Below are 21,994 nucleotides of genomic sequence, written 5' to 3'. Positions count from 1 at the left end.
ATGCGTAAAATTTTCAGCTCCGTTTCTAAAACCAACACACGAACAGTCCATGTAAGGAAGCGTTATTTTGGAAATTACAAATCGAGAGTCCGACGTCATAGAACTCTTAGCACAAGGCTTAACTAACAAGCAGATAGGCAAAGAGCTGGGTATAAGCAACCACACCGTAAGAGACCACATCTCATCAATGCTAAAAAAAACGAAAACTACCAATCGCGTTGAGTTGGCAGTATTTCGAGGAAAAATGAGGAAAACCCTCTTATGCTCGCAGCTTGATTAACACCTCAAACTCTAAATTTTGGCACCGGTTCGATCATCGCAGACTGGAATGACGACTTTTTGAAGGCGGCTGCGTGATTGTCCGCCTGAGTTATCAGTCTCACTTCATTCTCATGAGTAAGTCTTGCACGCTGAATGGCTCCATTGCCTTAACTGCGAACACTTGTAAGCGCCCGCATATAATTCCATTTATGCTATTCAAGCGAAGTAACGCAATAAGATAATAGCAAGCTTTTATTTTTCATGACCACCCTACATCTGTAGGGCGCTAGCATCTATTTACACGAAATCATAAGGGATAAGCAGGATATATTTCGTAACTTATCTGAGCTTGTCGAGCCGAGGCTTTAGTGTGTCGGTAATGCGTTGGCCAACTGGAAGTGTTATCGACTAACTGTTAGTTTCGGTAAAGGCTTTTAGCTGAATCTGCGTATCCTTCATGGATTTTTATCTTCTGTAATATAGTTGATTCTTGTAGCAGCGTCAGGCGGACGATACCTTCGGTTTTCAGAAAAACCAAATTCTGGAGAAAACCACGCACACCTGTCACCGAGTTCCCGATGACAGATGCCCTGTACCGACGCCGAATGCGCCAGCAAGCACAAGCTGGCCATTAAGGGGTTATTTCTGAGTTAGATGCAGGTGGTCCCCCGCGTGGCAATATGGCTATATAGCGCTACGAAAATTCTGCCTGACCGGAGGCGAGATTAGGATCAAGCCCCCAACCGCCGACTCTTTTGGGAGAAAGAGAATTTGATAGCCTCAATATGCGGACCTTCTCCTCAATCATTCTAAAGCTTACGAATTTGAGGCCGAGATAGTCTAAACGGAAGAAAAACGGCTATGGCGGGCTCAAACTGGATCATCTTTGGCTCCTATAAACGTCGATTTCACTAGAACGTGCGCCTGAGGTAATTATTAGACAAAAATTGTAAGTCCTGAGGTTTGTAATGCTTAGCAATGCTCCTTTGAGTACCAAGCTGCTGCTTATTCTGATTTTTCCTTTGCTCGGATTTCTGGCCTTTGCGGGCATTTTCATTGCGGACAAAAGCGATACGCTGGGGGCAATGAATCGCGCAGTTGCCGCCACCACCGCTGCACAGAAATTCAGCAATGTCGTGACAACCCTCCAACGCGAGCGCGGCGCCAGCGGCGTTTTTCTGGGCAGCGGTGGCAAGTCCATGCAAGACAAGCTCAAGGCCTTGCGCCAGGAGACCGACACGTCAATCGGCGCGCTGCGAGGGCAATCGAGCGAGGGTATTCCAGCCCCGAACGAGGCATTGCGCGCGCTGGGTGAGTTGGCCGCCTTGCGTTTGAAAGTCGATAACCTGGCGATTAACAACACAGAGTCCGGCGCTCTTTTTACCGACCTGATTAAAACCCTTGTGGGCTTCAATTATTCGTTGGAAGCCAGCATTGATGACCCCCAAATTTTGCGTGCGTTGGGCTCGCTCAATCAATTTGTCGATATGAAAGAGCGTGCCGGGCGCGAGCGCGTATTGCTGGGCCTGGCGTTCAATCAAAATCGATTCGACGCTGCGTTGCTGTCGCGCTTCAGCCGTAACCTCGGTGAGTTCTCTGGCTACTTTGAAGCCTTCCAGCGATGGGCTCCGGCAGCCTTCAAGAGCAAGCTGGATGCTGTCCTGCAACAACCCGGATCATTGGAAGTCGCACGCCTTCAGCGGCTCGGTTTTGATACGCCCCTGGGCAACCCGCTCAATATCAAACCTGAAGACTGGTTCAACCTTTCGACCAGTCGTATCGACCTCATGGCCGGCGTCGAAGCGGAGCTGGGCCAGAACGTGGTTGGCCTGGCCCATCACGAGCGTGACAATGCCGAACTCAGTCTGTATGTGGCCATAGCGACCGTCATAGTGATGTTGATCGCCTTGCTGTGGCTGGCGTTGGTGATCATCCGCAATATCAAGCGGGCGGTGACCGATGTGAACCGCACCCTTGCATCGCTTTCCACCCGCGACCTGACGGTGCGCACCCGCTACACCGGCAAGGACGAGTTTGGCGAAATATCACGCAACCTGGACAACATGGCGCTTCAGATAAGTGGCGTGGTCAGCGACATTGGCAGCGCCACGACGCAGGTTGCCACGGCTGCCGAGCAGTCCTCGGCGGTGGCTTTGCAGACCAGCCAGAACGTGGCACAACAGCGTCAGGGTACCGACCAGGTGGTGACCGCGATCAGCGAGATGAGCGCCACGGTCAAGGATGTGGCGCGCATCACCACCGACGCCGCTGAAATGTCACAGCGTGTCAACGCCAGCACCCTGCAGGGCAAGACTGAGATCGATAACACCGTCCGCTTGATCCAGGGCCTGGAAGTGCAGGCCGAACAAACCTCGAAGATCATCAACGAACTCAAACTCGAAAGCGATTCCATCTCTTCGGTGCTGGACGTGATTCGCGGTGTTGCCGAGCAAACCAACCTGCTGGCACTGAACGCCGCCATCGAAGCGGCGCGTGCGGGAGAGCAGGGCCGTGGTTTTGCGGTGGTTGCGGATGAAGTGCGCAATCTGGCCAAAAAGACCCAGGACTCCACGGTCAGCATCCAGAACATGATCGCCAACCTGCAGTCGGGTTCAGACCGCGCCGCTGTCTCCATGCAGGAGACCCTTGGCAAGGCGCAGGAAGGTGCGAGCAATGTGGTTCGTGCGGGCCACTTGCTCAATGAGATCGCCGAAGGCATCGCGTCCATCAGCGACCGTAACATCCAGGTAGCGTCCGCTGCCGAGGAGCAAAGCTTGGTGGCCGAAGAAATTCATCGCAACGTCAACGACATCAACTCACTGGTGATCCAGGTCAGCGCCGGCGCTGAGCAAACCGCCGCCACTAGCCGCGAGCTTGCTCGATTGGCCGAGCATCAACAGGGATTGGTGAGGCAGTTCAAGGTCAACTGACTTAACACCAAGGAGAAATCCCGCGAGCCAGAGGCTTCGCGGGATTTTCAGCCCAGGGCCAGCGAGCCCGTAAAAATATTTCAAACCCGCCCCTTGAAATCTTCTCTCCCGCACATAAATTCCCTTCACGCGACGCCGAATCAGGGTCGCGCTTTAAATCACTTGGATCTAATCAGGAGATTTTAAAATGGCTACTACTCTTTCCCTGGCCCCTCTGTTCCGTCAGTCGGTGGGCTTTGATCGCTTCAATGACCTGTTTGAGTCTGCGCTGCGCAGCGAGGCTCCAAACACCTATCCGCCTCATAACGTGGAAAAGCACGGTGATGACGAATATCGCATTGTCATTGCAGTCGCCGGGCTTACTGAGGCGGATCTGGATATCCAGGTCGAGAAGGGCGTTTTGACGGTTGTGGGTGACAAACGTGAAAGCGAGAAAGAGGTGACTTACCTGCACCAGGGCATTGCGCAACGGGCCTTCCGGTTGTCGTTCCGCCTGGCGGATCACATCGAGGTGCGCGGTGCTTCCCTGAACAACGGATTGCTGAGCATCAACCTGCTGCGCGTGGTGCCTGAAGAGGCCAAGCCCAAACGCATCACGATCGGTAGCGACAGTGATCCGCAACTGCGTCAGGTAAGCCTGCAGTGAGTAAAAAAGGGCCGGGCTGCCCGCGTGAAAACGCGGTCTACTCCGGCTGACAGCAAATGCCCCGACTTGTCGGGGCATTTGTTTTTATGTGACCTCATTGCACCGTGCAGATCCAGCGGTGATTGTGCCGATAAGGTGCACGGGTAAAGTGCACATCCGACACCAGATTCAAGCCGCGTTCGCGCAGCGCTTCGGTCAGTTGTACGAGTGTCTCTGCCTGGATAGTCATTGCGCTCACCTCGTCAGATTGACTGCGTTCATAATTCTTGACCGGGAGGACAATCTGCTAATTCAAATTTTCTACACCGCTGATTGAGAAAGCCGTTTACGCCAGAGCCTGACGATTAAACTGAATTTTCGACACTCATCTTTTTCTACCAAAAATAGCCATCAGGCGGGTCAGGCAGGCGGAGGTGTGAGATGAAGGAAATCGGCAGGCGGTTGAAACAGGAGCGGCAGCGCATGGGCCTGACACTCCAGAGGTTGGCTGAAATCGGTGGTGTTACGGCGGCAGAGCAGCGACGTTACGAACTCAGCGAGTCGATGCCAGCGGCTGATTACCTGGCGGCGCTGGCGAGCCATGGCATGGATGTGGTTTACGTCGTGACCGGGAAGAAACAGGCCGTGGTCAATATGTCCTGGGAAGAAGCGCAGGCGCTGTTGGACAGCCGGGCCATTGCCGATGACCTGTTCCAGAATGACGCGGACGAAGAGATCTATTTCAAGGTCACCCAACCGAACAAGGCCTGAACGACCACCGTTCGTCCATCAAGCGGCACTTGCCAGCCCACTGTGCTTCTCATGTTCAAGCGCGGATATCCCGAACGCCCAAGCGGAGAGCCAGCATGGAAATCGACGAGAACGCCCCAGGCAACATTTCACAGCAGCCCGTGACCCGAGGCACCGACAGCGAAACCGGTCACGATCCCAAGCGCGACGCGCCGGAGCAGTCGTTGCCGGCTGATGACGAGGAAGACATGTCTGACGTGGACGCTGCGGATTCGGTGGCGAGTGAGCATCCTGACAACTGAGGACCGCTCCATAACAAAAAGCCCGGCCATTGAGCCGGGCTTTTTGCATTCAGGGCAGTCACTGCGCGCAATGCCTTTTGCGCCAGACAAAGAAAAGCCCACGATGGGGGCGCGGGCTTAAAAGGTGTTCACTTAGGAGCTGAGTGGAGCTTAAGCGTGCGCCTGTGAAAACTGTGTGAAATGTCCTACGCATTGCAGCATTTTCAAAAAAATGTTCAACCCGCTCTCGTCGCGACCTGCCGCTCACCAGAACCAAAGCCTGCCGACAGTTTGTCCTTCAGAAACCCCACCAGCGCACTCACTGCCTTTGGCACATGGGGCGAATACGGCCGAATCAAGTAGATCTCATCGGCAAACGCACCCTTCAATCGCCAGCCCTTGAGCACTTGCTTGAGCGTGCCATTGACCAGCGCCGCGTGGGCGCTGAAATCCGGGAGCAGGGCAATGCCCAGGTGATTGAGCGCCGAGTCACGCAGTGCCTCGCTGTTATTGGTAGAAAAACTGCCGGCGATGGGCACGGTGATGCGTTCTGTCTTTTTAACGCCGCGCTCGAAGGTCCACGCGGGCTGGTCGGCGCCGCGCGGATAGTAAAGGCAGTTGTGGGCGCTGAGGTCGGCGGGTTCGCGGGGTTCGCCGTGGTGGTGCAGGTAGTCCTCGGTGGCGACCAGTACCGAGGCGGTGTCGCAGAGTTTCCAGGCGACGTGGGTTTCCGGCACCTGGAAGCCGTGGCGCACGGCCAGGTCGTAGCCTTCGGCGGCGAGTGAGCTTAAGGCATCGGACACGTCCAGCTGAATGCGAACCTGCTGGTGCTGACGCAGGAATTCGGGCAGATGCGGCACCAGTTGCTGACGCGCGAAGGCGACCGGAGCGGTGAGGCGCACCAGGCCACGGATTTCGCCGGCCGAGTCACGCACCGAGGAAAAGCTGCGGGCGATGTGCTCGTAGGCGCTGCGCACTTCGCGGGTCAGTGATCGCCCGGCGTCGGTGAGCCGCACGCTGCGTGTGGTGCGGGTGACCAGGCGGGTGCCGGTGGCGGCTTCCAGCTCGCAAATACGTTGGCTCACCGCCGATTTGCTCACGCCCAGGCGCGCAGCGGCAGCGGTGTAGGTGCCGTGTTCTTCCAGCACGGAGAGCCAGTGGATGTGCGTCCACAGGCCTTCGATCTCGGTTTTTTCCATGGGGCTATTGTTCGCCTGTGTGCACAATCAGTTCTGGATTCTGCTCTGGTTTGGGACAAAGCGGAAGCCTATGGTAGGTGCCAACGCTAATCGACCCGGGATCCGCTGCCATGACCACCACCCTCGAGCATTACATCAACGACCAGCGCGTCAGCCGCGATGATCGCTATCAGGACGTGTACAACCCCGCCACCGGTGAAGTCACCGGCCGCGTCGCCCTGGCCAGCCGCGACACCGTGGGCGAAGCGGTGGCCGCCGCCCAGGCTGCGTTTGCCGACTGGGCCGACACGCCGCCGATCCGCCGCGCCCGTGTGTTGTTTCAGTACCTGCACCTGTTGCGTGAGCGCAAGGACGAGCTGGCAAGCATCATCGTCGCCGAACACGGCAAGGTGTTCACCGATGCCCAGGGCGAAGTCGACCGTGGCATCGATATTCTCGAATTCGCCTGCGGCATCCCCAACCTGCTCAAGGGCGAGCACTCCGACCAGGTCTCCCGTGGCATGGACAACTGGACCCTGCGCCAGCCCCTGGGCGTGGTGGCGGGCGTGACGCCGTTCAATTTTCCGGTGATGGTGCCGATGTGGATGTACCCGATCGCCATCGCCGCCGGCAACACCTTCATTCTCAAGCCCAGCCCTACCGACCCGAGCGCCTCGCTGTTCATGGCCGAGCTGCTGCGTGAAGCCGGCTTGCCCCGGGGCGTGTTCAACGTGGTGCAGGGCGATAAGGAAGCGGTGGATGCACTGCTTGAACACCCGGACGTCAAAGCCCTGAGTTTTGTCGGCTCGACGCCGATTGCCCACTACATCTACGAGACCGGCGCGCGCAACGGCAAGCGCGTGCAGGGCCTGGGCGGTGCGAAAAACCACATGGTGGTGATGCCCGACGCCGATATCGAAAAAACCGTCGACGCCTTGATGGGCGCCGCCTACGGCAGTGCCGGCGAGCGCTGCATGGCCATCTCCGTGGCGGTGCTGGTGGGCGATGTGGGCGATAAAGTCGTCGCCGCCCTGACCGAACGAGCCAGGCAGTTGCGCATCACCGACGGCCGCGACCTGAAGGCCGAAATGGGCCCGATTGTTTCCCGTGCGGCGCTGCAGCGCATCAGTGGCTACATCGAACAGGGCGTGCAGGTCGGCGCCCAGTTGCTGCTTGATGGCCGTGATTACGTGCCCGGCGAGCCCGGCCTGGAGAACGGCTTCTGGCTTGGCGCGACGCTGTTCGATCACGTGAGCAAGGAGATGAGCATCTACCGCGAAGAAATCTTCGGCCCGGTGCTGGCCTGTGTGCGGGTGACTGACTTTGCCGAGGCGGTGCAACTGGTCAACGACCATGAGTTTGGCAACGGCGTGAGCTGCTTTACCCGCGACGGCAATATCGCCCGTGAGTTTGCGCGGCGCATCGAAGTGGGCATGGTCGGCATCAATGTGCCGATCCCGGTGCCGATGGCGTGGCACGGGTTTGGGGGCTGGAAGAAAAGCCTGTTCGGTGACATGCATGCGTATGGCACCGAAGGTGTGCGGTTCTACACCAAACAGAAGTCGATCATGCAGCGCTGGTCGGAGAGTATCGAGCAGGGCGCGGAGTTTGCGATGCCGGTGTCCCGCTAGCTCAAGGCCGCAGTTGGCCAAATGTGCAAGGGGCTTGTTGCCGATGGCAGAGAGCGGTTGCCGTTCTCACTGCTGTCGGTAGCAAGCCCCTTTACCTTGTATTGGGCTATTGACTGAATCAAAAAACAAGCATAAAAGTCCATTGTGGAATTTTAAGTACAGATAGCGCTTCAGTTTCTTTCTTCGCTCTTGCCAAACCAATAAAAAATCGCGAGGACCTGATCATGAAAAAACGCCATTTCACTTCCGCCCTGGCCCTGATCCTGTTGGCTGGCGGCCCATTGCTGGCAGCGGAGAAAACCTTGCGCATCGGCATCGAGCCCGCTTATCCGCCGTTTGCGTCCAAGACCAGTGACGGCAGGATCGTCGGGTTCGACCATGATATCGGCAACGCCCTGTGCGCCCAGATGAAGGTCAACTGCGTGTGGGTGGAAGGTGAGTTCGATGGCCTGATTCCCTCCCTCAAGGTCAAGAAAATCGACATGGCGCTATCGTCCATGACCATTAACGAAGACCGCAGGCGGTCGGTGGATTTCACCCGCAAATACTATTTCACCTCTTCACGCCTGGTGATGAAGGCCGGTGCGGTGGTGGATGATCAGTACGCCAGCCTCAAGGGCAAGACCGTTGGCGTGCAGCGCGCCACCACCACTGATCGTTATGCGAGCGAGGTGTTCGAGCCCATGGGCATCGCGGTCAAACGCTATGCCAATAACGAAGAAATCTACCGGGATCTGGCGGTGGGTCGCCTGGATGCGATCTTTGCCGATACCCTTCCACTCAATGACTTCCTGGGGATGCCGCGTGGCAAGGGCTACGCGTTTGTCGGTCCGGAGCTCAAAGACCCGAAATACGTGGGTGAGGGGGCGGGAATCGCGGTGCGCAAGGGCAACACCGAGCTGGTCAGCGCATTGAACGCGGCCATCGACGGCATACGTGCCAGCGGTGAGTACCAGAAGATTTCACAGCAGTACTTCAAGTCCGATATCTACGACTGACGATCAGGGCAGGGGCGCGCAATCCGCTCCTGCGCAGGATCAGCTTTTTAATTCCTTCAAGTGCTTGTACACCGTCGCCCGCCCCATGCCCAGCACATTGGCCACATAGTTGGACGCGCTTTTGCCCTTGAACGCCCCTTCAGCATGCAGCGCCAGCACCAGTTCGCGTTTGTGGTCGCGGGTCAGCAGGTTCAGGCTCAATTGACGCTCGCGCAGCCAGGCGTGCAAAAAGGTGTTGATGCGTTCCTGCCAGTCATCGCGAAACAGCGCGTCCGGCTGCGCAATCAGCTTGCTTGGCGACAGAAACAGATCCAGCGCTGCCTTGGCGTTTTCCAGCAATGAGATATTCAGGTTGATGCACAGCACGGCCAGCCTGTGGCCGTTGTTGTCGTGCAGAACAGTGCTCAGGCTGCGGATTTTCTGACCGTCCCAGTTGAGCTTTTCGTAGGGGCCGATGTTCACTTCGCTGATTTCACCGTCAAGCAGGTTCTCCAGCGACGAATCGTCACCCGGGCTGCGTTTGGACAGGTTATTGGCGATGTAATCGACGGTTTGCGTGTGCAGGTCGTGCAGCACCACTTCCGCATGGGGATAGAACAGCGTGGCGATCGCATCAGCGATCGCACGAAAGTTCTGCATGACGGTGTTGTGTTCGGCAGTGTTCATCAATGGGGCTCCAGGCGGGCGGGGGAGAGCATACCAGCGTCCAGGCCGAACTGTGTCAGGTGCTCTGGCAGCGGCTCGCCGCGCACCAGGGCCGCGCTGGCCTGGCCCATGGCCGGTGAGGTCTGGATGCCGTAGCCGCCCTGGGCTGCAACCCAGAATAATCCCTTTACTCGGGTATCGAAGCCGCACAGCAAGTCGCCGTCGTGTACGAAGCTGCGCAGCCCGGCCCAGGCCCGCTGCGGGCGGCGAATGGTCAGGGTGGTGGCTTCCTCGATCCGGTAGATGCCCATGGCGATGTCCAGCTCTTCGGGCTGCACATCCTGGGGCGCCACCGGGTCGGCATTGGCGGGCGAGCCGAGGAACATGCCGGCATCGGGTTTCATGTAGAAGGTTTCGTCGAGTGCCACCAGCATTGGCCAGGCATGGCTATCGAGGCCGTCCGGCCCGGCAAAGATAAACGCCGAACGGCGCTTGGGTTGCAGGCCCAGCGATGCCGCGCCGGCCAGCCCTCCGACGTGGTCGGCCCAGGCGCCGGCTGCGTTGATGATGATCGGCGCACTGAAGACGGCGCCCTCGGTACGCACCTGCCAAAGGCCATCGGCGTCGCGGCTCAGGCCCAGCACATGGCAGTCGGTATGCACTTGGCCGTGGTTGCGGCGGATACCGCGCAAATAGCCCTGGTGCAGGGCATCGGTGTCGATGTCGCAGGCGGTGGGGTCATAGAGTGCGCCGTGGACTGTTTCGCGGCGCAGGATCGGCAGCCGTGCGCAGGCTTCGTCGGCACTCAGCCGCTCGACCTGCGGCACCGTGGCCCTTGCGCTCAAATACTGGGCCTCCAGCTCGGCAGGGTCACCCGTGAAGTCGACCGTTATTTCGCCACGCGGCGTCAGCAAGGGGTGCTCGCAAAAACCGGCCGGGGGATGATCGAAAAACTCACGGCTGGCCAGGGTCAGTGCGCGGACCTGCGCGGTGCCATACGCAGCGGTATAGAGCGCCGCCGAGCGCCCGGTTGCGTGATAGGCCGGATGGCTTTCACGCTCCAGCACCAACACTTTGCCGTGTTGCGACAACCAGAAACCGGCGGACGCGCCTGCAATGCCGCCGCCAATGATGATGTAGTCTGCCTGGCTCATAAGAGGTCACCTGTAGTCGTCGGTCATACCAGATGTGGGCATGAATACCTTGATATAAACTAATTTGTCCATTATGGATTTTATTTTTTATATCGCAATATTCCATTGCACACTCTGCCTCGACCCACAGTGACCTCTACTCCAAATCACTCTCCTGATGTGCGTGGAGCGCTGTTAGCTCAACGCCTCGCCGCGCGCGTACTCACATCCACCCACACCGCCAGCACCAGAATGCTGCCCTTGACGATCATCTGCCAGTAACTGTCCACGTCCAGCATCGACATGCCGTTATCCAGGCTGGTAATCACCAGCGCCCCCAGCAGCGCGCCATACACCGTGCCCGAGCCGCCGCGCATTGATGTGCCGCCGATAAAGCACGCGGCAATCGCATCCAGCTCTCCCATGTTCCCGGCGGACGGCGAACCGGCCGCCAGGCGCGCGGTATTGACCAGGCCGGCGAGGGCGCACATAACGCCCATGATGCCGAAGATCCACAGCTTCACCGCCTGCACATTGATGCCCGACAGCCGCGTGGCTTCCATGTTGCTGCCCACCGCATACACCCGGCGGCCGAACACGGTCTGGCTGGTGACGTAGCTGAACACCCCGAGCAGCGCCAGCAACAGCAGCACCGGCACTGGAATGCCGTCGTAGCTGTTGAGCGTGGTGACAAACCCGGCCAGCACCGCGCCGATCAGCACCACACGCAGCCCGTCACGCACCGGCGAATGCGCGGCCAGGCCGTGCAGTGCGCGGTTGCGCCGTTGCTTCCAGGTGAGAAACACGGTGAGTGCAAACAGCAAGACCCCAAGCCCGATACCCACCCCATGCGGCAGATAACCCTGGCCCACATACACCAGCGACGGCGACACCGGCGCGATGGTGGTGCCGCCGGTGATCCCCAGCAGAATCCCGCGAAACGCCAGCATGCCGCCCAGACCGACAATGAATGAGGGGATGCGCAGGTACGCCGTCATGTAGCCGTTGGTCAGGCCGATCATCAGCCCGCACAACGCCACCAGGCTCAGGTTGGCCAGCAGCGGAACGTGATACACCACGTCGAGAATCGCCGCCAGCCCGCCCAGCAATCCGAGCAACGAGCCCACCGACAAATCGATTTCGCCGCTGATGATCACCAGCACCATGCCGCACGCCAGAATCCCGGTGATCGACATCTGCCGCAGCAGGTTGGACAGGTTGCGCGGCGTGAGAAAGCCGCCCTCGGTCTGCCAACTGAAAAACAGCCAGATGAACGCCACGGCAATCACCAGCGCGAGCATTTTATAGCGGGTAAAAAGGTGTTTGACCTGATTCATCTAGGCGGTCTTCCGATCATTATTGTTTTGACTGAGCGCAGCGGCGAGCACCCGTTCCTGGGTGAGGCCTTGGTTGTCGAAGTCGCCGCGCAACTGGCCGTCGCCGATCACCAGCACGCGGTTCGACACCCCCAGCACTTCGGCCAGCTCCGACGACACCATGATGATCGCCACGCCCTCGGCCGCCAGTGCAACCATCAGCTTGTAGATCTCATATTTGGCGCCCACATCCACCCCGCGCGTGGGCTCGTCGAGAATCAGCACCCTGGGTTTGGCCATCAGCATTTTCGCCAACACCGCTTTTTGCTGGTTGCCGCCGGAGAGGCTGGTGATCGGCAAGAACGGGCTGGCGGTTTTCAGGTGCATGCGCGCGATCTGCTGGTCGATGCTCCCCAGTTCGGCCTCGGCATCGATGCGCGTCAGGTGCGCATAGGTGTCGAGCACCGCCAGGGTGATGTTCTGGCCCACGCCGAGGTCGGGAATGATGCCCTGGCGCTTGCGGTCCTCGGGCACCATGCACAGCCCGGCGCGGATCGACTTGAGCGGCGTGCGCGTGTCGATCACGGCGCCATCCAGCCACACCTCGGCGCTGTAGCGGCCGGGGTAGGCGCCGAACAGCGCCGACACCAGCTCCGTGCGCCCGGCGCCCACCAGCCCGGCGATGCCGAGGATTTCGCCACGCTTGAGCACGAAGGAAATATCGTCGACGCGCTTGCGCCTGGGGTTGTCCACGTCGTAGCAGGTGACGTGACGCGCCTCGAAGATCACATCGCCCACCGCGTCAGGCCTGGCGGGGTAGAGGTTGCTCATTTCGCGCCCGACCATCTGCGTGATGATCTGCGGGATATCCATGTCAATCATGGCCGTGGTTGCGATGTGTTTGCCGTCGCGGATCACCGCAATGGTGTCGCACACCGCCGCCACTTCATCGAGCTTGTGGGAGATGTACACGCAGGCCACGCCCTTGGCCTTGAGCCCCTTGATGATGTCGAGCAGCACCTCGATTTCCGAGCGGGTCAGGGCCGAGGAGGGCTCGTCGAGGATCAACAGACGCGCCTGTTTGTTGAGGGCCTTGGCGATCTCCACCAGTTGCTGATGGCCGCCGCCATACTGCGACACCGGCAGCGCCACGTTCATGTCCGGCACTTTGAGTTCGCGCATCAGGGCTTCGGCGCGGTGCAGCATCGCCGGGTAGTTCATGCGCCCGCCGGGCAGGGTCAGTTCGTGGCCCATGAAGATGTTCTCGGCCACCGAAAGGTCCGGCACCAGCGTCAGCTCCTGGTGGATGATGACGATGCCGGCGGCTTCGGTTTCGCGGATGGACTGAGCCTGGAGCGGCTGTCCGTCCCAGAGGATTTCGCCCTCCCAGGTGCCGTGCGGGTAGACCGCCGACAGCACCTTCATCAGCGTGGATTTGCCGGCACCGTTCTCGCCGCACAGGCCCAGGCACTCGCCGGGCCGTACCTTGAGATCGATGCCGTTCAGCGCATTGACACCGCCAAAACGTTTGACGATGCCATTCATTTGCAGCAGGTAGTCGGACATGACGGTCACTGCCCGCCGATCTGCTCTTTGGTGTAGAAGCCGTCCTTCACCAGCAGGTCGACATTGGCCTTGGTCAGCGGGGTCGGCGTCAGCAGAATGGTGTCGACCTTTTTACTGCCGTTGTCGTACTGCGAGCTGTAGGCCGGTTTTTCGCTGCGGGCCAATTGCACCGAGAGTTTGGCGGCTTCAGTGGCGATCAGCTTGAGCGGCTTGTACACGGTCATGGTCTGGGTGCCGTCGATCACGCGCTTGATCGCGGCGAGGTCGGCGTCCTGCCCGGAGATCGGCACCTTGCCCGCCAGCTTCTGCGCGGCCAGGGCCTGGATGGCGCCGCCGGCGGTGGCATCGTTGGAGGCGACGATGGCGTCGATCTTGTTGTCGTTACGGGTCAGGGCATTCTCGACGATGCTCAGGGCTTCGGTGGGGTTCCATTCCTTGACCCACTGCTGGCCGACAATTTTGATATCGCCCTTGTCGATGGCCGGTTGCAGCACCTTCATCTGGCCTTCGCGCAGCACCTTGGCGTTGTTGTCGGTGGGCGCGCCGCCGAGCAGGAAGTAATTGCCCTTGGGCGCCGCCTGCAGCACGCCGCTGGCCTGCATCTCGCCGACTTTTTCGTTATCGAAGGAGATATAGGCGTCGATGTCCGCGTTGAGAATCAGGCGGTCATAGGACACCACCTTGATCCCGGCCTTCTTGGCCTCGGCGACCGCATTGGTCAGCACCGTGGCGTTGAACGGCACGATCACGATCACGTCGACGCCCCGGGAGATCAGGTTTTCGATCTGGGAAATCTGCTTTTGCTCATTGGCATCGGCCGATTGCACAAATACCTTGGCATCGAGCTTTTCCGCCGCCGCCACAAAATAATCACGGTCGCGGGACCAGCGCTCCAGACGCAGGTCGTCGATGGAAAAGCCGATTTTCGGGTGGGCAGGATCGGCCATCACCGGCAGGGCGAGCACTGCCAGGGTGGCAGCAAGCAGAGTACGTTTGAATGACTTCATGATGGTGCGTCCTTTTATTGTTGTTGGAAGACTCTAGGCAAACACAGTACTGATTGTGGCGAGCGGGCCTCTGTGGCCAGCGGGCTTGGTGTGGCGAGCGGGCTTGCCCCGCGTTGGGGCGCGAAGCGGCCCCCAATTCATACACCGCAGTTTTACCTGATACAACCGAGGCGTCTGGTTTCAGGGCGCGCTTCGCAGCCCAACGCGGGGCAAGCCCGCTCGCCACAACAAGCCCGTTTGCCACAATGAACCCGCTTGCCACAGAAGCAGGCTCACCACACAAGCCAAACTTCACCGATAGATAAACCGGTTAACCACACCCTCCAGCATCTCCTGCCGCCCGCTCACCGGCTGAGGATTGAGCTCATGGGTGAACGCATGCTCGGCCAGGGACTCAAGGCTGAATTCCCCCGCCAGCACCGCCTGGCCAAGGGGCTGCTGCCAGCCGGCATAGCGCTGATCCTTGAACTGCTGCAGCGTGTCGTTCTGCACCATCGCCGCCGCCCGTTCGAGCGACAGGGCCAGCACGTCCATGGCCGCGACATGCCCGTGGAACAGGTCCACTTCGTCCAGGCTCTGGCGACGCACCTTGGAATCAAAGTTATAGCCGCCGTTCCTGAATCCGCCAGCCTTGAGGATCTCATAGGTGGCCAGGGTCATTTCCTCGACGCTGTTGGGGAACTGGTCAGTGTCCCAACCGTTCTGCGGGTCGCCACGGTTGGCGTCGATACTGCCGAAAATGCCCAGGGACACGGCCGTCGCGATTTCATGGTGAAAACTGTGCCCGGCCAGCGTTGCGTGGTTGGCCTCGATATTGACCTTGATCTCATGCTCCAGCCCGTACTCGTGCAGGAAGCCGAACACCGTGGCGCTGTCGTAATCGTACTGATGCTTGGTCGGCTCCTGAGGCTTGGGTTCGATCAGCAGGTCGCCCTTGAAGCCGATCTTGTGCTTGTGCTCCACCACCATGCGCATGAATCGGCCGAGCTGTTCGCGTTCGCGCTTGAGGTCGGTATTGAGCAGGGTTTCATAGCCTTCACGGCCGCCCCACAGCACATAGTTGGAGCCCTTGAGCCGCAGTGTGGCGTTCATCGCACTGAACACCTGAGCGGCGGCCCAGGCAAACACTTCAGGGTCCGGGTTGCTCGCGGCGCCGGCGGCGAAGCGCGGGTTGCTGAAGCAATTGGCGGTGCCCCACAGCAGCTTGATGCCGCTCTGCTCCTGATGGCGCTCCAGATGATCGACCATCTGCGCAAAGTGATGGCGGTATTCCTTGAGCGAGCTGCCCTCGGGCGCCACATCGGTGTCGTGAAAGCTGTAGTAGTCGATGCCCAGCTTGGAGAAGAACTCGAAGGCCGCATCCGCCTTGCCAATGGCGACCTCCATCGGATCACCGCTGCGCTGCCACGGTCGCTTGAAGGTGCCGGCGCCAAACACATCCGCGCCCGGCCACACAAAGGTGTGCCAATAACAGACGGCCATGCGCAGGTGTTCACGCATGGGTTTGCCGAGAATCAGCTTGTTGGCATCGTAATGGCGAAAGGCGAGGGGGGCATCGCTGTCTGGGCCTTCGAAGCGAACCTTCTCGACACCGGGGAAGTACGGCATGGCGTTTTCCTTATTGTTCTTGGCGGTGTCTGGATACTAGCAACGGCGCCCGCCTTGCCGATTATGAAAATCACCAAGGTGTGGTGCGATTTTGAGTGGCGAGGTCTAGTCTGTCCTGATCGGCCCCAGGACAACAACAATGAAAACCCTACCGCCCGTGCACCGCATCGCCTTGCTCTTCAACGGCAGCAAAATCTACGACCGCGGCATCATTGCCGGCATCGGTAATTACCTGAGCAGCACCCGCGCGTCCTGGGATCTGTTTCTGGAAGAGGATTTCCTCTGCCGCCTCAAGGGCATCGAGCGCTGGCAGGGCGATGGCATCATTGCGGATTTCGATGACCCGCTGATCGGCGAGGCGCTGGTCGGGAGCACGTTGCCGGTGGTGGCGGTGGGCGGCTCCTACGAGGATGTGCACGCCTATCCCAAGGGCATTCCCTACGTGGCCACCGATAACCATGCGCTGATGAAGCTCGCCTACGAACACCTGATCGAGGCCGGGCTGACCCGGTTTGCCTGTTTCAGCCTGCCCGAAGCCCAGGCGAATCGTTGGGCCCAGGAACGTGAAAAAGCCTTTCGTGGGCTGATGCAGCGCGACGGTTTGGCGGTGCAGATCTATCGCGGCCTGGGCACCAGCGCGCCGCTGTGGGACAGCGCGGTGGAGCAGCAGATCGCCTGGCTGCACAGCCTGCCCAAACCCATCGGCATTATCGCCGTCACCGACGCCCGCGCCCGGCAGCTGTTGCAGGCCTGCCTCACGGCGGGCATTGCGGTGCCGGAGCAGGTCGCCCTGATCGGCATCGACAACGACCCGCTGACCCGCACGCTCACGCGGGTGCCGCTCAGTTCGGTGATCCAGGGCACCGAGACCATGGGCCGCACCGCTGCCGCGTTGCTGCACCAGATGCTGCATGGCAAACCCTGCACGGGCACCCAGGTGCTGGTGCCACCGGACGCGATCAACGTGCAGGCCTCCAGCCTGCATCAACCGCTGGGTAATCCGTATGTAATGCAAGCCTTGTTGTTTATTCGCCAGTACGCCTGCCAGGGGATCAAGACTGCGCAGGTGGCGGCTTATGTGGGCGTGTCGCGTTCGTCCCTGGAAGCGCACTTTCGCAAGGTGCGCGGCTGCAGCGTGCATGACGAGATCCTGCGCTTCAAACTCGCCGCCGCAGCCAAGGGGTTGGGCAACCAGGCGCTGGCGATTGCCGATATCGCCTCGCGTTGCGGCTTTACCTCGGCGCAGTATCTGCACACGGTGTTTCGGCGTGAGTATGGCTGTACACCGCGTCAGTTCCAGCAGGGCAGCGTGCCTTCGGACAAACAGGCTGAGGCTGCGGATTTCTCCGATGGTAATTGTTTGAAATCGAAGGTCGTTGTTACGTATTAGCCCGCTGGCGGCCGGAACGATCATCTTCGATTCGCCACGCAAAAGTACCCACTTTGACGGGTTGACCTTTTATTTCAATTACCGAGACTTGAATGTCATGTTCATGAGTTCTGCGTACAACAATCGTCTGATGATGTTTCCATTGGGCGGTGAAACTCCCGCGGCCATCAGCAAAATGCCTGAATCAATCAATAATCAATCAGCGAGTCATGCTTTTAATCCCTTTCGACCGTTCTCGGCACTCAGTGAGATCGGCCAACATTTAACGGCGCAGGAAAAAGATCCCGAGTTGGCTGCCTTGTTAAAGATGTACGACGCATTGGTCAGTGCATTGAATAAATGGATGGCCAGGGATAAAACGCTGCCCGGTCCACTGCCGCCCATGGATGTCGCGCCTGCTCCACGCACTGAACCGGTGTCCACGGACAACGTCTGGCGCAACAGGCTGGCACCGTTCATGGAACGATCAAATCTGGCCGCTACCCGTACCCATTTTGATAGCGAACTGACTGAGATGTTTGCAACTGAACATTATGAGCCGGTCACAGACTTCTTATCGGCGGTACCCAAAGGACAAAAGCCGACTGACATCCTTAACGGGCTGCGTGCGTCATACGAAAACTATCCTTACCTGGGCAGCGCTGGCAGGGAAGAACATGTAGGCGCCATCAAAGTTGCAATGATGAAGTTTGGACAGAGCCCGGCCAGTGTATTTGAGGACGTTGTGAATACCGGGGACGGCTACCGCATTACGATGAGAGATGGCTTTAAACTCAATATATCGATTGAAGAGTTGAACCTGGCGTTCAGGGCCGCAAAGTTCAGCGGCGGCGATGAAGAAATGGTCAAGGATGCCAGCTTCCTGTTTGCCGTGATGAACAAGCGCAAGAGCCTGGAGCTGGACCTTCAGAAAGCGTCGGATCCGTTCATGAAGATGTATGGCACGGACAGCGACTATCACGCGCGCCGCACGTATCCGGGCGTGCTGGCATTGGCGGGCGAGGGCATTGATGGGGACTCGGCCTTGTCCTTGCTGGGCCTGGAACAGCAGATCAGGGTTGTCGATGCACACACGCTGGGCTCGCAGGTGGGTGTGCCGGTGACGTCAGGCGGCAGCCACAAGAACGGCGTCATCATTGATGGGGTGATGGAGGGGCAGTTATATAACAGGCCCGTCTCACCTTCCCTGAAAGTTGCCACGCTGGCTGATTGACTGCACCGGTCACCCATTGGAGGTGAAAAATGCTGGGTCTGAATGTGTATTTTGGAAGGACCGATTATTCCGCAGCGCATACCCCGACTGAGCCCGCGTCAAGGCAGAATGCAGAGGGTTTGATCAGCGCGCTGGGCGTGTTGGGCGAACGGCTCAGGCAATTGTCCGAACGCAGGAGCGGGCGATACGACACCCATGAAGTGAATCGCCGGCGCATCACACAGGCTGAAAACCTGGATCCGGGGGTGAGCGAAGCTGGCCGGTTTATCCGCGGTACGGCGGCGAACATCGGCATAAAACCCGCTGACGTATTCACGGACTTTTATCAGAACGATGAAAGGAACTGCGTCACCATTTCCGCAATCAAGGCCGCCATGATGAGGTTTGGCCACAATCCCCACGGCGTCTTCAAGCGCGTCCAGGCGACGGCCACGGGTTTTGAGGTCGTCATGCGCGATGCCTACAGACTGCGCATCAGTTATGCAGAGTTGGAGCAAGCCGGTAAAGCCTCGGATTTCAAGGCCGTCAGGCCCAATGATGTGCTGGTCAATGCGCAGTTTCTGTATGCCGTCAGCGCCAAGCGTGCCCAACTGGAAAACAATGATGGCGTCGGCAATCAGGGCTATACCGCTGCCCTGACCAGCTTGAACGATGGCGAGTACCCAGGGCAGGCCCTGCGCCGCCTGGGCCTGAAGAACTACGTGGCCCCGGCCACCCTTGAAGACTTCAGGCGGGGGGCGATCGGCACGGTCGCTGACTTAGTGCATTCAATGGCAGTCATCGACGGCAAGCTGGATGACTACGGACAGGCATCCGAGCTGCGCGAATCGAATTGGAGCAACCGTTCAGCGATCGGGCTGAAACTGCTCTAGGGCGCAGCGGCCAAGCGCGGGGCTTCGGCCCACGCGCCACCCAGCGCCGTATACAGGTTTACCTCTGCCACCAACTGCGCCAGTCGATCCACAATCAGCGCCTGCTGTGCACTGAACAGCGAGCGTTGTGCGTCCAGGAACGTCAGGTTGCTGTCCACTCCGCTGCGATAGCGGTGCTGAGCGAGGTCGTAATAGTTCTGGCTGGCGGCGACAAAATCCCGTTGCGCGTTGAGCTGGTCGACGAATGTCTGGCGCGCGGCGAGGCCATCGGCCACTTCCTGAAAGGCGGTCTGGATCGACTTTTCGTACTGGGCCACCGTGATGTCTTTTTGCAGCCTGGCGTAATCGAGGCTGGCACGCAGGCTGCCGGCGTTGAAAATCGGCAGGTTGACTTGCGGTTGGAACGTCCAGGTGCCCGAACCGCCCTTGAACAACCCCGACAGCTCAGTGCTGGCACTGCCGGCATTGGCCGTGAGGCTTACCGAGGGAAAAACGCCGCGCGGGCGGCGCCGATATTGGCGTTGGCGGCCTGCAACTGGTATTCGGCCTGGAGGATATCCGGGCGGCGCTGCAGCAGGTCCGAGGGCAGGTCGGCGGGCACCCGTGCGACCAGGTCGTCGGCCAGCGGGCGCGACGGCAGGCTTGGGTCCACCGGGCCGCCGACCAGCACGGCGAGGTTGTTGAGGTCCTGGGCCACCTGGCGCTGGTAACGGGCCAGGCTGGCACGGGTGCTTTCGACACTGGTGCGCGCTTGCACCACATCCACTGCCGAGGCTTTGCCCGCGCTTTTGCTGCGGTCGGTAAGGTGCAGGCTGCGTTCGTTGGCGGTCAGGGTTTGCCGGGCCAGGTCCAGCAATTCCTGATCGGCGCGCCACGTTAGGTAGGCGTTGGCGACATTCGCCACCAGGCTTAACTGCGCGCTTCGCCTGGCCTCTGCGGTGCTCAGGTAGGTGAGCATCGCCTGTTCGCTGAGGCTGCGCACACGGCCGAACAGGTCCAGTTCATAGGCGCTGATGCCCAGGGTGGCCGAATAGCTGGAGGTGATCGCTGACTTGCCGGTGCCCGTCACATCCCCCGGCAGTTTCTGGCGCTTGCCGGCACCGGTGGCGGACACCGCCGGAAACAGATCGGCACGCTGGATGCGGTACTGCGCCTGGAACGCCTCGACGTTCAGCGCCGCCACACGCAGGTCGCGGTTGTTGACCAGTGCATCACCTATCAGCTGTTGCAGCGCCGGGTCATGGAACAGGTGCTGCCAGTCCGAGGTGGTTTGCGTGCCCGCTTGCGCCTGGCGGTATACCCCGTCCTGGGGATACTGCTGCGGCACCGGTGCCTGGGGCCTTTGGTACTCGGGAATCAGCGAACAGCCGCCGAGCAGGCAGGCCATGCCGACGGCGGTGAGGGTGGTTCTGGTCATCAAGCACCCACCATCCATTTGGCCAGGCCATGGCGGCCACTCACACCCAGTTTGGCGGCGGCGCGCTTGAGGTAGGTTTCAATCGAGCTGTTTTTCACGCTGAGTTTTTCCGCCATCTGCGGTACGGTGCCGCCGGTCAGCAGGCCCAGGCACACTTCCTGCTCCCGTGCCGACAGCGTGATATCGCTCAGCGACAGCCGCTTGTAGAACTCGCGCTGCAACTGCGATTGCTCCAGCGGGTTATGCACCGGTTCCCTGCCGCTCTGCGGCGCCTGGTGAAGCAATTGGGCATGACGCTCCAGCAGCGGCAGCAGGGTGTCCGACAGGCATTTGAGAAACGACAGTTCCGCCAGGGAAAACCCACGCTGGGCCGGCGGGCGGTAGAACGAAATCACCTGGCGCCGATTGCCCTGGCGTGCCACGAGGTTGCACTGGTGCGAGGTGCCGCGCGGGTGTGTGCTGTTGGGTTGGGCGCGCATCTGAATCAGCAGCGGGTCCTGCATGCGCAGCATCTCCCGCAGCAGCGGATGGTCCTTGAGCGGGTGCAGGGTCTGGGGCGCAGACAGCTCGCTTTTGAGCCCGGCACTGCCCAGCAGCTTGATATCGAGCACGCGGTCGCGCAGTTCGTCGAGGGTCCACTCGCTGAGGTCCACCATGTGGATCGGCACCCATTTGTCCACCAGGTGCAGCATGTGGGCGGCGAAATCTTCCTGGCCGCTGTTTGAAATCAGTTCGCCCATTTCGGCATAAAAATGCGGGCTGGTTGTGTTGCTCATGGTGCGCGTCAGACTCATAGCCATCTCATCCTTGATGTCGAAAACCGTCATCGGGCGCCCTGGGTCTGTGCGGGGCGCGCCGTGTTGCTTGAACGTGACTCGGCGTTCGAGATTTCATTTAGCCATATGGACTTGTCCTACGTATGTAGCGGAAACGTGGGACACAACGTGCCATAAAAGCACCGCCATTAAATCGACGGTTCTGTCAGGTATTTCCTCATACGAATAGCCGGCGCCGATTTTTAAATATTTTTAATTTATTGATTTAAAAGGGAAATATAATTTTTAAGGCGACATGTCTAATTGCCATCCTCGGCGTTACATAGCCAATTTCCTACAACGCTTTAATCGTTTCAGCGGTGAACCTTCAGCCGAGCCGGTTCCCTTCATTTGAATG

General features: G+C 59.5%; 19 protein-coding genes and 1 pseudogene. 10 read left to right on the top strand and 10 right to left on the bottom strand.

The features are described 5' to 3' along the window. Window positions 1–67 precede the first annotated feature (67 nt). The 3 genes from VRB54_RS13905 to VRB54_RS13895 all read left to right on the top strand — a co-directional run bounded on the left by VRB54_RS13905 (window position 68) and on the right by VRB54_RS13895 (window position 3,837). Window positions 68–280: a response regulator transcription factor gene (locus VRB54_RS13905; protein ID WP_338477674.1), complete on the top strand. Its 213-nt coding sequence runs from the start codon at window positions 68–70 to the stop codon at window positions 278–280. 949 nt (window positions 281–1,229) lie between these two features. Further along, on the top strand, window positions 1,230–3,191 hold the full coding sequence (locus VRB54_RS13900) for a methyl-accepting chemotaxis protein (RefSeq protein ID WP_422396059.1): 1,962 nt from the start codon (window positions 1,230–1,232) through the stop codon (window positions 3,189–3,191). 187 nt (window positions 3,192–3,378) lie between these two features. Continuing rightward, the gene (locus VRB54_RS13895) at window positions 3,379–3,837 is read left to right on the top strand and encodes an Hsp20 family protein (RefSeq protein ID WP_003232172.1); all 459 of its coding nucleotides are present in this window, start codon (window positions 3,379–3,381) and stop codon (window positions 3,835–3,837) included. Between the two features lie 94 nt (window positions 3,838–3,931). Here the strand turns inward: VRB54_RS13895 and VRB54_RS13890 are convergent, their stop codons facing one another. Continuing rightward, window positions 3,932–4,066, bottom strand: coding sequence for a hypothetical protein (locus VRB54_RS13890; protein WP_338477673.1), 135 nt, complete (start codon window positions 4,064–4,066; stop codon window positions 3,932–3,934). 191 nt (window positions 4,067–4,257) lie between these two features. Between VRB54_RS13890 and VRB54_RS13885 the strand changes: the two genes are divergently transcribed. Further along, window positions 4,258–4,587, top strand: coding sequence for a helix-turn-helix transcriptional regulator (locus VRB54_RS13885; protein ID WP_338477672.1), 330 nt, complete (start codon window positions 4,258–4,260; stop codon window positions 4,585–4,587). A 95-nt stretch (window positions 4,588–4,682) separates the two neighbouring features. Beyond that, the gene (locus VRB54_RS13880; RefSeq protein ID WP_003232175.1) at window positions 4,683–4,868 is read left to right on the top strand and encodes a hypothetical protein; all 186 of its coding nucleotides are present in this window, start codon (window positions 4,683–4,685) and stop codon (window positions 4,866–4,868) included. Window positions 4,869–5,083: 215 nt separating this feature from the next. Here the strand turns inward: VRB54_RS13880 and VRB54_RS13875 are convergent, their stop codons facing one another. Continuing rightward, window positions 5,084–6,046, bottom strand: coding sequence for a LysR family transcriptional regulator (locus tag VRB54_RS13875; RefSeq protein ID WP_338477671.1), 963 nt, complete (start codon window positions 6,044–6,046; stop codon window positions 5,084–5,086). Between the two features lie 110 nt (window positions 6,047–6,156). Here VRB54_RS13875 and VRB54_RS13870 point away from each other — a divergent pair, with 110 nt between their 5' ends. Beyond that, a complete protein-coding gene (locus VRB54_RS13870) occupies window positions 6,157–7,656 on the top strand; it encodes a CoA-acylating methylmalonate-semialdehyde dehydrogenase (RefSeq protein ID WP_338477670.1) in 1,500 nt (499 codons plus the stop codon). Between the two features lie 224 nt (window positions 7,657–7,880). Beyond that, window positions 7,881–8,654, top strand: a complete 774-nt coding sequence (locus VRB54_RS13865; protein ID WP_338477669.1) for an ABC transporter substrate-binding protein — start codon at window positions 7,881–7,883, stop codon at window positions 8,652–8,654. A 39-nt stretch (window positions 8,655–8,693) separates the two neighbouring features. Here VRB54_RS13865 and VRB54_RS13860 read toward each other — a convergent pair whose 3' ends face one another. The 6 genes from VRB54_RS13860 to xylA all read right to left on the bottom strand — a co-directional run bounded on the left by VRB54_RS13860 (window position 8,694) and on the right by xylA (window position 15,929). After that, window positions 8,694–9,320, bottom strand: a complete 627-nt coding sequence (locus VRB54_RS13860) for a helix-turn-helix transcriptional regulator (RefSeq protein WP_338477668.1) — start codon at window positions 9,318–9,320, stop codon at window positions 8,694–8,696. Further along, window positions 9,320–10,453 carry an FAD-binding oxidoreductase gene (locus VRB54_RS13855; RefSeq protein ID WP_338477666.1) on the bottom strand — a complete coding sequence of 378 codons (1,134 nt, stop codon included), beginning with the start codon at window positions 10,451–10,453 and terminating at the stop codon, window positions 9,320–9,322. Before VRB54_RS13855 ends, VRB54_RS13860 begins: the two co-directional genes overlap by 1 nt. A 179-nt stretch (window positions 10,454–10,632) precedes the next feature. Next, window positions 10,633–11,769 carry a sugar ABC transporter permease gene (locus tag VRB54_RS13850; protein ID WP_338477664.1) on the bottom strand — a complete coding sequence of 379 codons (1,137 nt, stop codon included), beginning with the start codon at window positions 11,767–11,769 and terminating at the stop codon, window positions 10,633–10,635. Beyond that, window positions 11,770–13,314 carry a D-xylose ABC transporter ATP-binding protein gene (xylG, locus tag VRB54_RS13845; protein ID WP_338477663.1) on the bottom strand — a complete coding sequence of 515 codons (1,545 nt, stop codon included), beginning with the start codon at window positions 13,312–13,314 and terminating at the stop codon, window positions 11,770–11,772. A gap of 5 nt (window positions 13,315–13,319) precedes the next feature. After that, complete coding sequence (gene xylF / locus VRB54_RS13840; RefSeq protein WP_209982763.1) at window positions 13,320–14,321, bottom strand: D-xylose ABC transporter substrate-binding protein; 1,002 nt, start codon at window positions 14,319–14,321, stop codon at window positions 13,320–13,322. 291 nt (window positions 14,322–14,612) lie between these two features. Then, on the bottom strand, window positions 14,613–15,929 hold the full coding sequence (gene xylA / locus VRB54_RS13835) for a xylose isomerase (protein WP_338477662.1): 1,317 nt from the start codon (window positions 15,927–15,929) through the stop codon (window positions 14,613–14,615). Window positions 15,930–16,068: 139 nt separating this feature from the next. Between xylA and VRB54_RS13830 the strand changes: the two genes are divergently transcribed. The 3 genes from VRB54_RS13830 to VRB54_RS13820 are packed head-to-tail and all read left to right on the top strand — an operon-like array spanning window position 16,069 to window position 19,404. Beyond that, window positions 16,069–17,319 (top strand): XylR family transcriptional regulator, encoded by a 1,251-nt coding sequence (locus VRB54_RS13830; protein ID WP_338477660.1) that lies wholly within the window; start codon window positions 16,069–16,071, stop codon window positions 17,317–17,319. Beyond that, entirely contained in the window at window positions 17,306–18,532 is a 1,227-nt protein-coding gene (locus tag VRB54_RS13825; protein ID WP_338477659.1) for a type III secretion protein, read from the top strand. Before VRB54_RS13830 ends, VRB54_RS13825 begins: the two co-directional genes overlap by 14 nt. Before the next feature lie 29 nt (window positions 18,533–18,561). Continuing rightward, window positions 18,562–19,404, top strand: a complete 843-nt coding sequence (locus VRB54_RS13820; RefSeq protein WP_338477658.1) for a hypothetical protein — start codon at window positions 18,562–18,564, stop codon at window positions 19,402–19,404. Here VRB54_RS13820 and VRB54_RS13815 read toward each other — a convergent pair. Then, a pseudogene (locus VRB54_RS13815) lies at window positions 19,401–20,821 on the bottom strand (efflux transporter outer membrane subunit). The gene VRB54_RS13820 and the pseudogene VRB54_RS13815 sit on opposite strands and share 4 nt — an antisense overlap. Continuing rightward, window positions 20,821–21,615: a helix-turn-helix transcriptional regulator gene (locus VRB54_RS13810; protein ID WP_338477657.1), complete on the bottom strand. Its 795-nt coding sequence runs from the start codon at window positions 21,613–21,615 to the stop codon at window positions 20,821–20,823. The pseudogene VRB54_RS13815 and the gene VRB54_RS13810 overlap by 1 nt, the downstream one beginning before the upstream one ends. Window positions 21,616–21,994: the final 379 nt, after the last annotated feature.

Origin of the sequence: Pseudomonas trivialis, from assembly GCF_036864995.1 — a bacterium.
Lineage (GTDB): Bacteria > Pseudomonadota > Gammaproteobacteria > Pseudomonadales > Pseudomonadaceae > Aquipseudomonas > Aquipseudomonas trivialis.
This window is presented reverse-complemented; position numbering and strand designations above follow the sequence as displayed.

Bases quoted from the DNA above. Each gene is read 5' to 3' on its own strand.
- VRB54_RS13900 (WP_422396059.1), top strand. From the start codon at position 1,230: ATGCTTAGCAATGCTCCTTTGAGTACCAAGCTGCTGCTTATTCTGATT.
- VRB54_RS13895 (WP_003232172.1), top strand. From the start codon at position 3,379: ATGGCTACTACTCTTTCCCTGGCCCCTCTGTTCCGTCAGTCGGTGGGC.
- VRB54_RS13890 (WP_338477673.1), bottom strand. From the start codon at position 4,066: ATGACTATCCAGGCAGAGACACTCGTACAACTGACCGAAGCGCTGCGC.
- VRB54_RS13885 (WP_338477672.1), top strand. From the start codon at position 4,258: ATGAAGGAAATCGGCAGGCGGTTGAAACAGGAGCGGCAGCGCATGGGC.
- VRB54_RS13880 (WP_003232175.1), top strand. From the start codon at position 4,683: ATGGAAATCGACGAGAACGCCCCAGGCAACATTTCACAGCAGCCCGTG.
- VRB54_RS13875 (WP_338477671.1), bottom strand. From the start codon at position 6,046: ATGGAAAAAACCGAGATCGAAGGCCTGTGGACGCACATCCACTGGCTC.
- VRB54_RS13870 (WP_338477670.1), top strand. From the start codon at position 6,157: ATGACCACCACCCTCGAGCATTACATCAACGACCAGCGCGTCAGCCGC.
- VRB54_RS13865 (WP_338477669.1), top strand. From the start codon at position 7,881: ATGAAAAAACGCCATTTCACTTCCGCCCTGGCCCTGATCCTGTTGGCT.
- VRB54_RS13860 (WP_338477668.1), bottom strand. From the start codon at position 9,320: ATGAACACTGCCGAACACAACACCGTCATGCAGAACTTTCGTGCGATC.
- VRB54_RS13855 (WP_338477666.1), bottom strand. From the start codon at position 10,453: ATGAGCCAGGCAGACTACATCATCATTGGCGGCGGCATTGCAGGCGCG.
- VRB54_RS13850 (WP_338477664.1), bottom strand. From the start codon at position 11,769: ATGAATCAGGTCAAACACCTTTTTACCCGCTATAAAATGCTCGCGCTG.
- xylG (WP_338477663.1), bottom strand. From the start codon at position 13,314: ATGTCCGACTACCTGCTGCAAATGAATGGCATCGTCAAACGTTTTGGC.
- xylF (WP_209982763.1), bottom strand. From the start codon at position 14,321: ATGAAGTCATTCAAACGTACTCTGCTTGCTGCCACCCTGGCAGTGCTC.
- xylA (WP_338477662.1), bottom strand. From the start codon at position 15,929: ATGCCGTACTTCCCCGGTGTCGAGAAGGTTCGCTTCGAAGGCCCAGAC.
- VRB54_RS13830 (WP_338477660.1), top strand. From the start codon at position 16,069: ATGAAAACCCTACCGCCCGTGCACCGCATCGCCTTGCTCTTCAACGGC.
- VRB54_RS13820 (WP_338477658.1), top strand. From the start codon at position 18,562: ATGCTGGGTCTGAATGTGTATTTTGGAAGGACCGATTATTCCGCAGCG.
- VRB54_RS13810 (WP_338477657.1), bottom strand. From the start codon at position 21,615: ATGAGTCTGACGCGCACCATGAGCAACACAACCAGCCCGCATTTTTAT.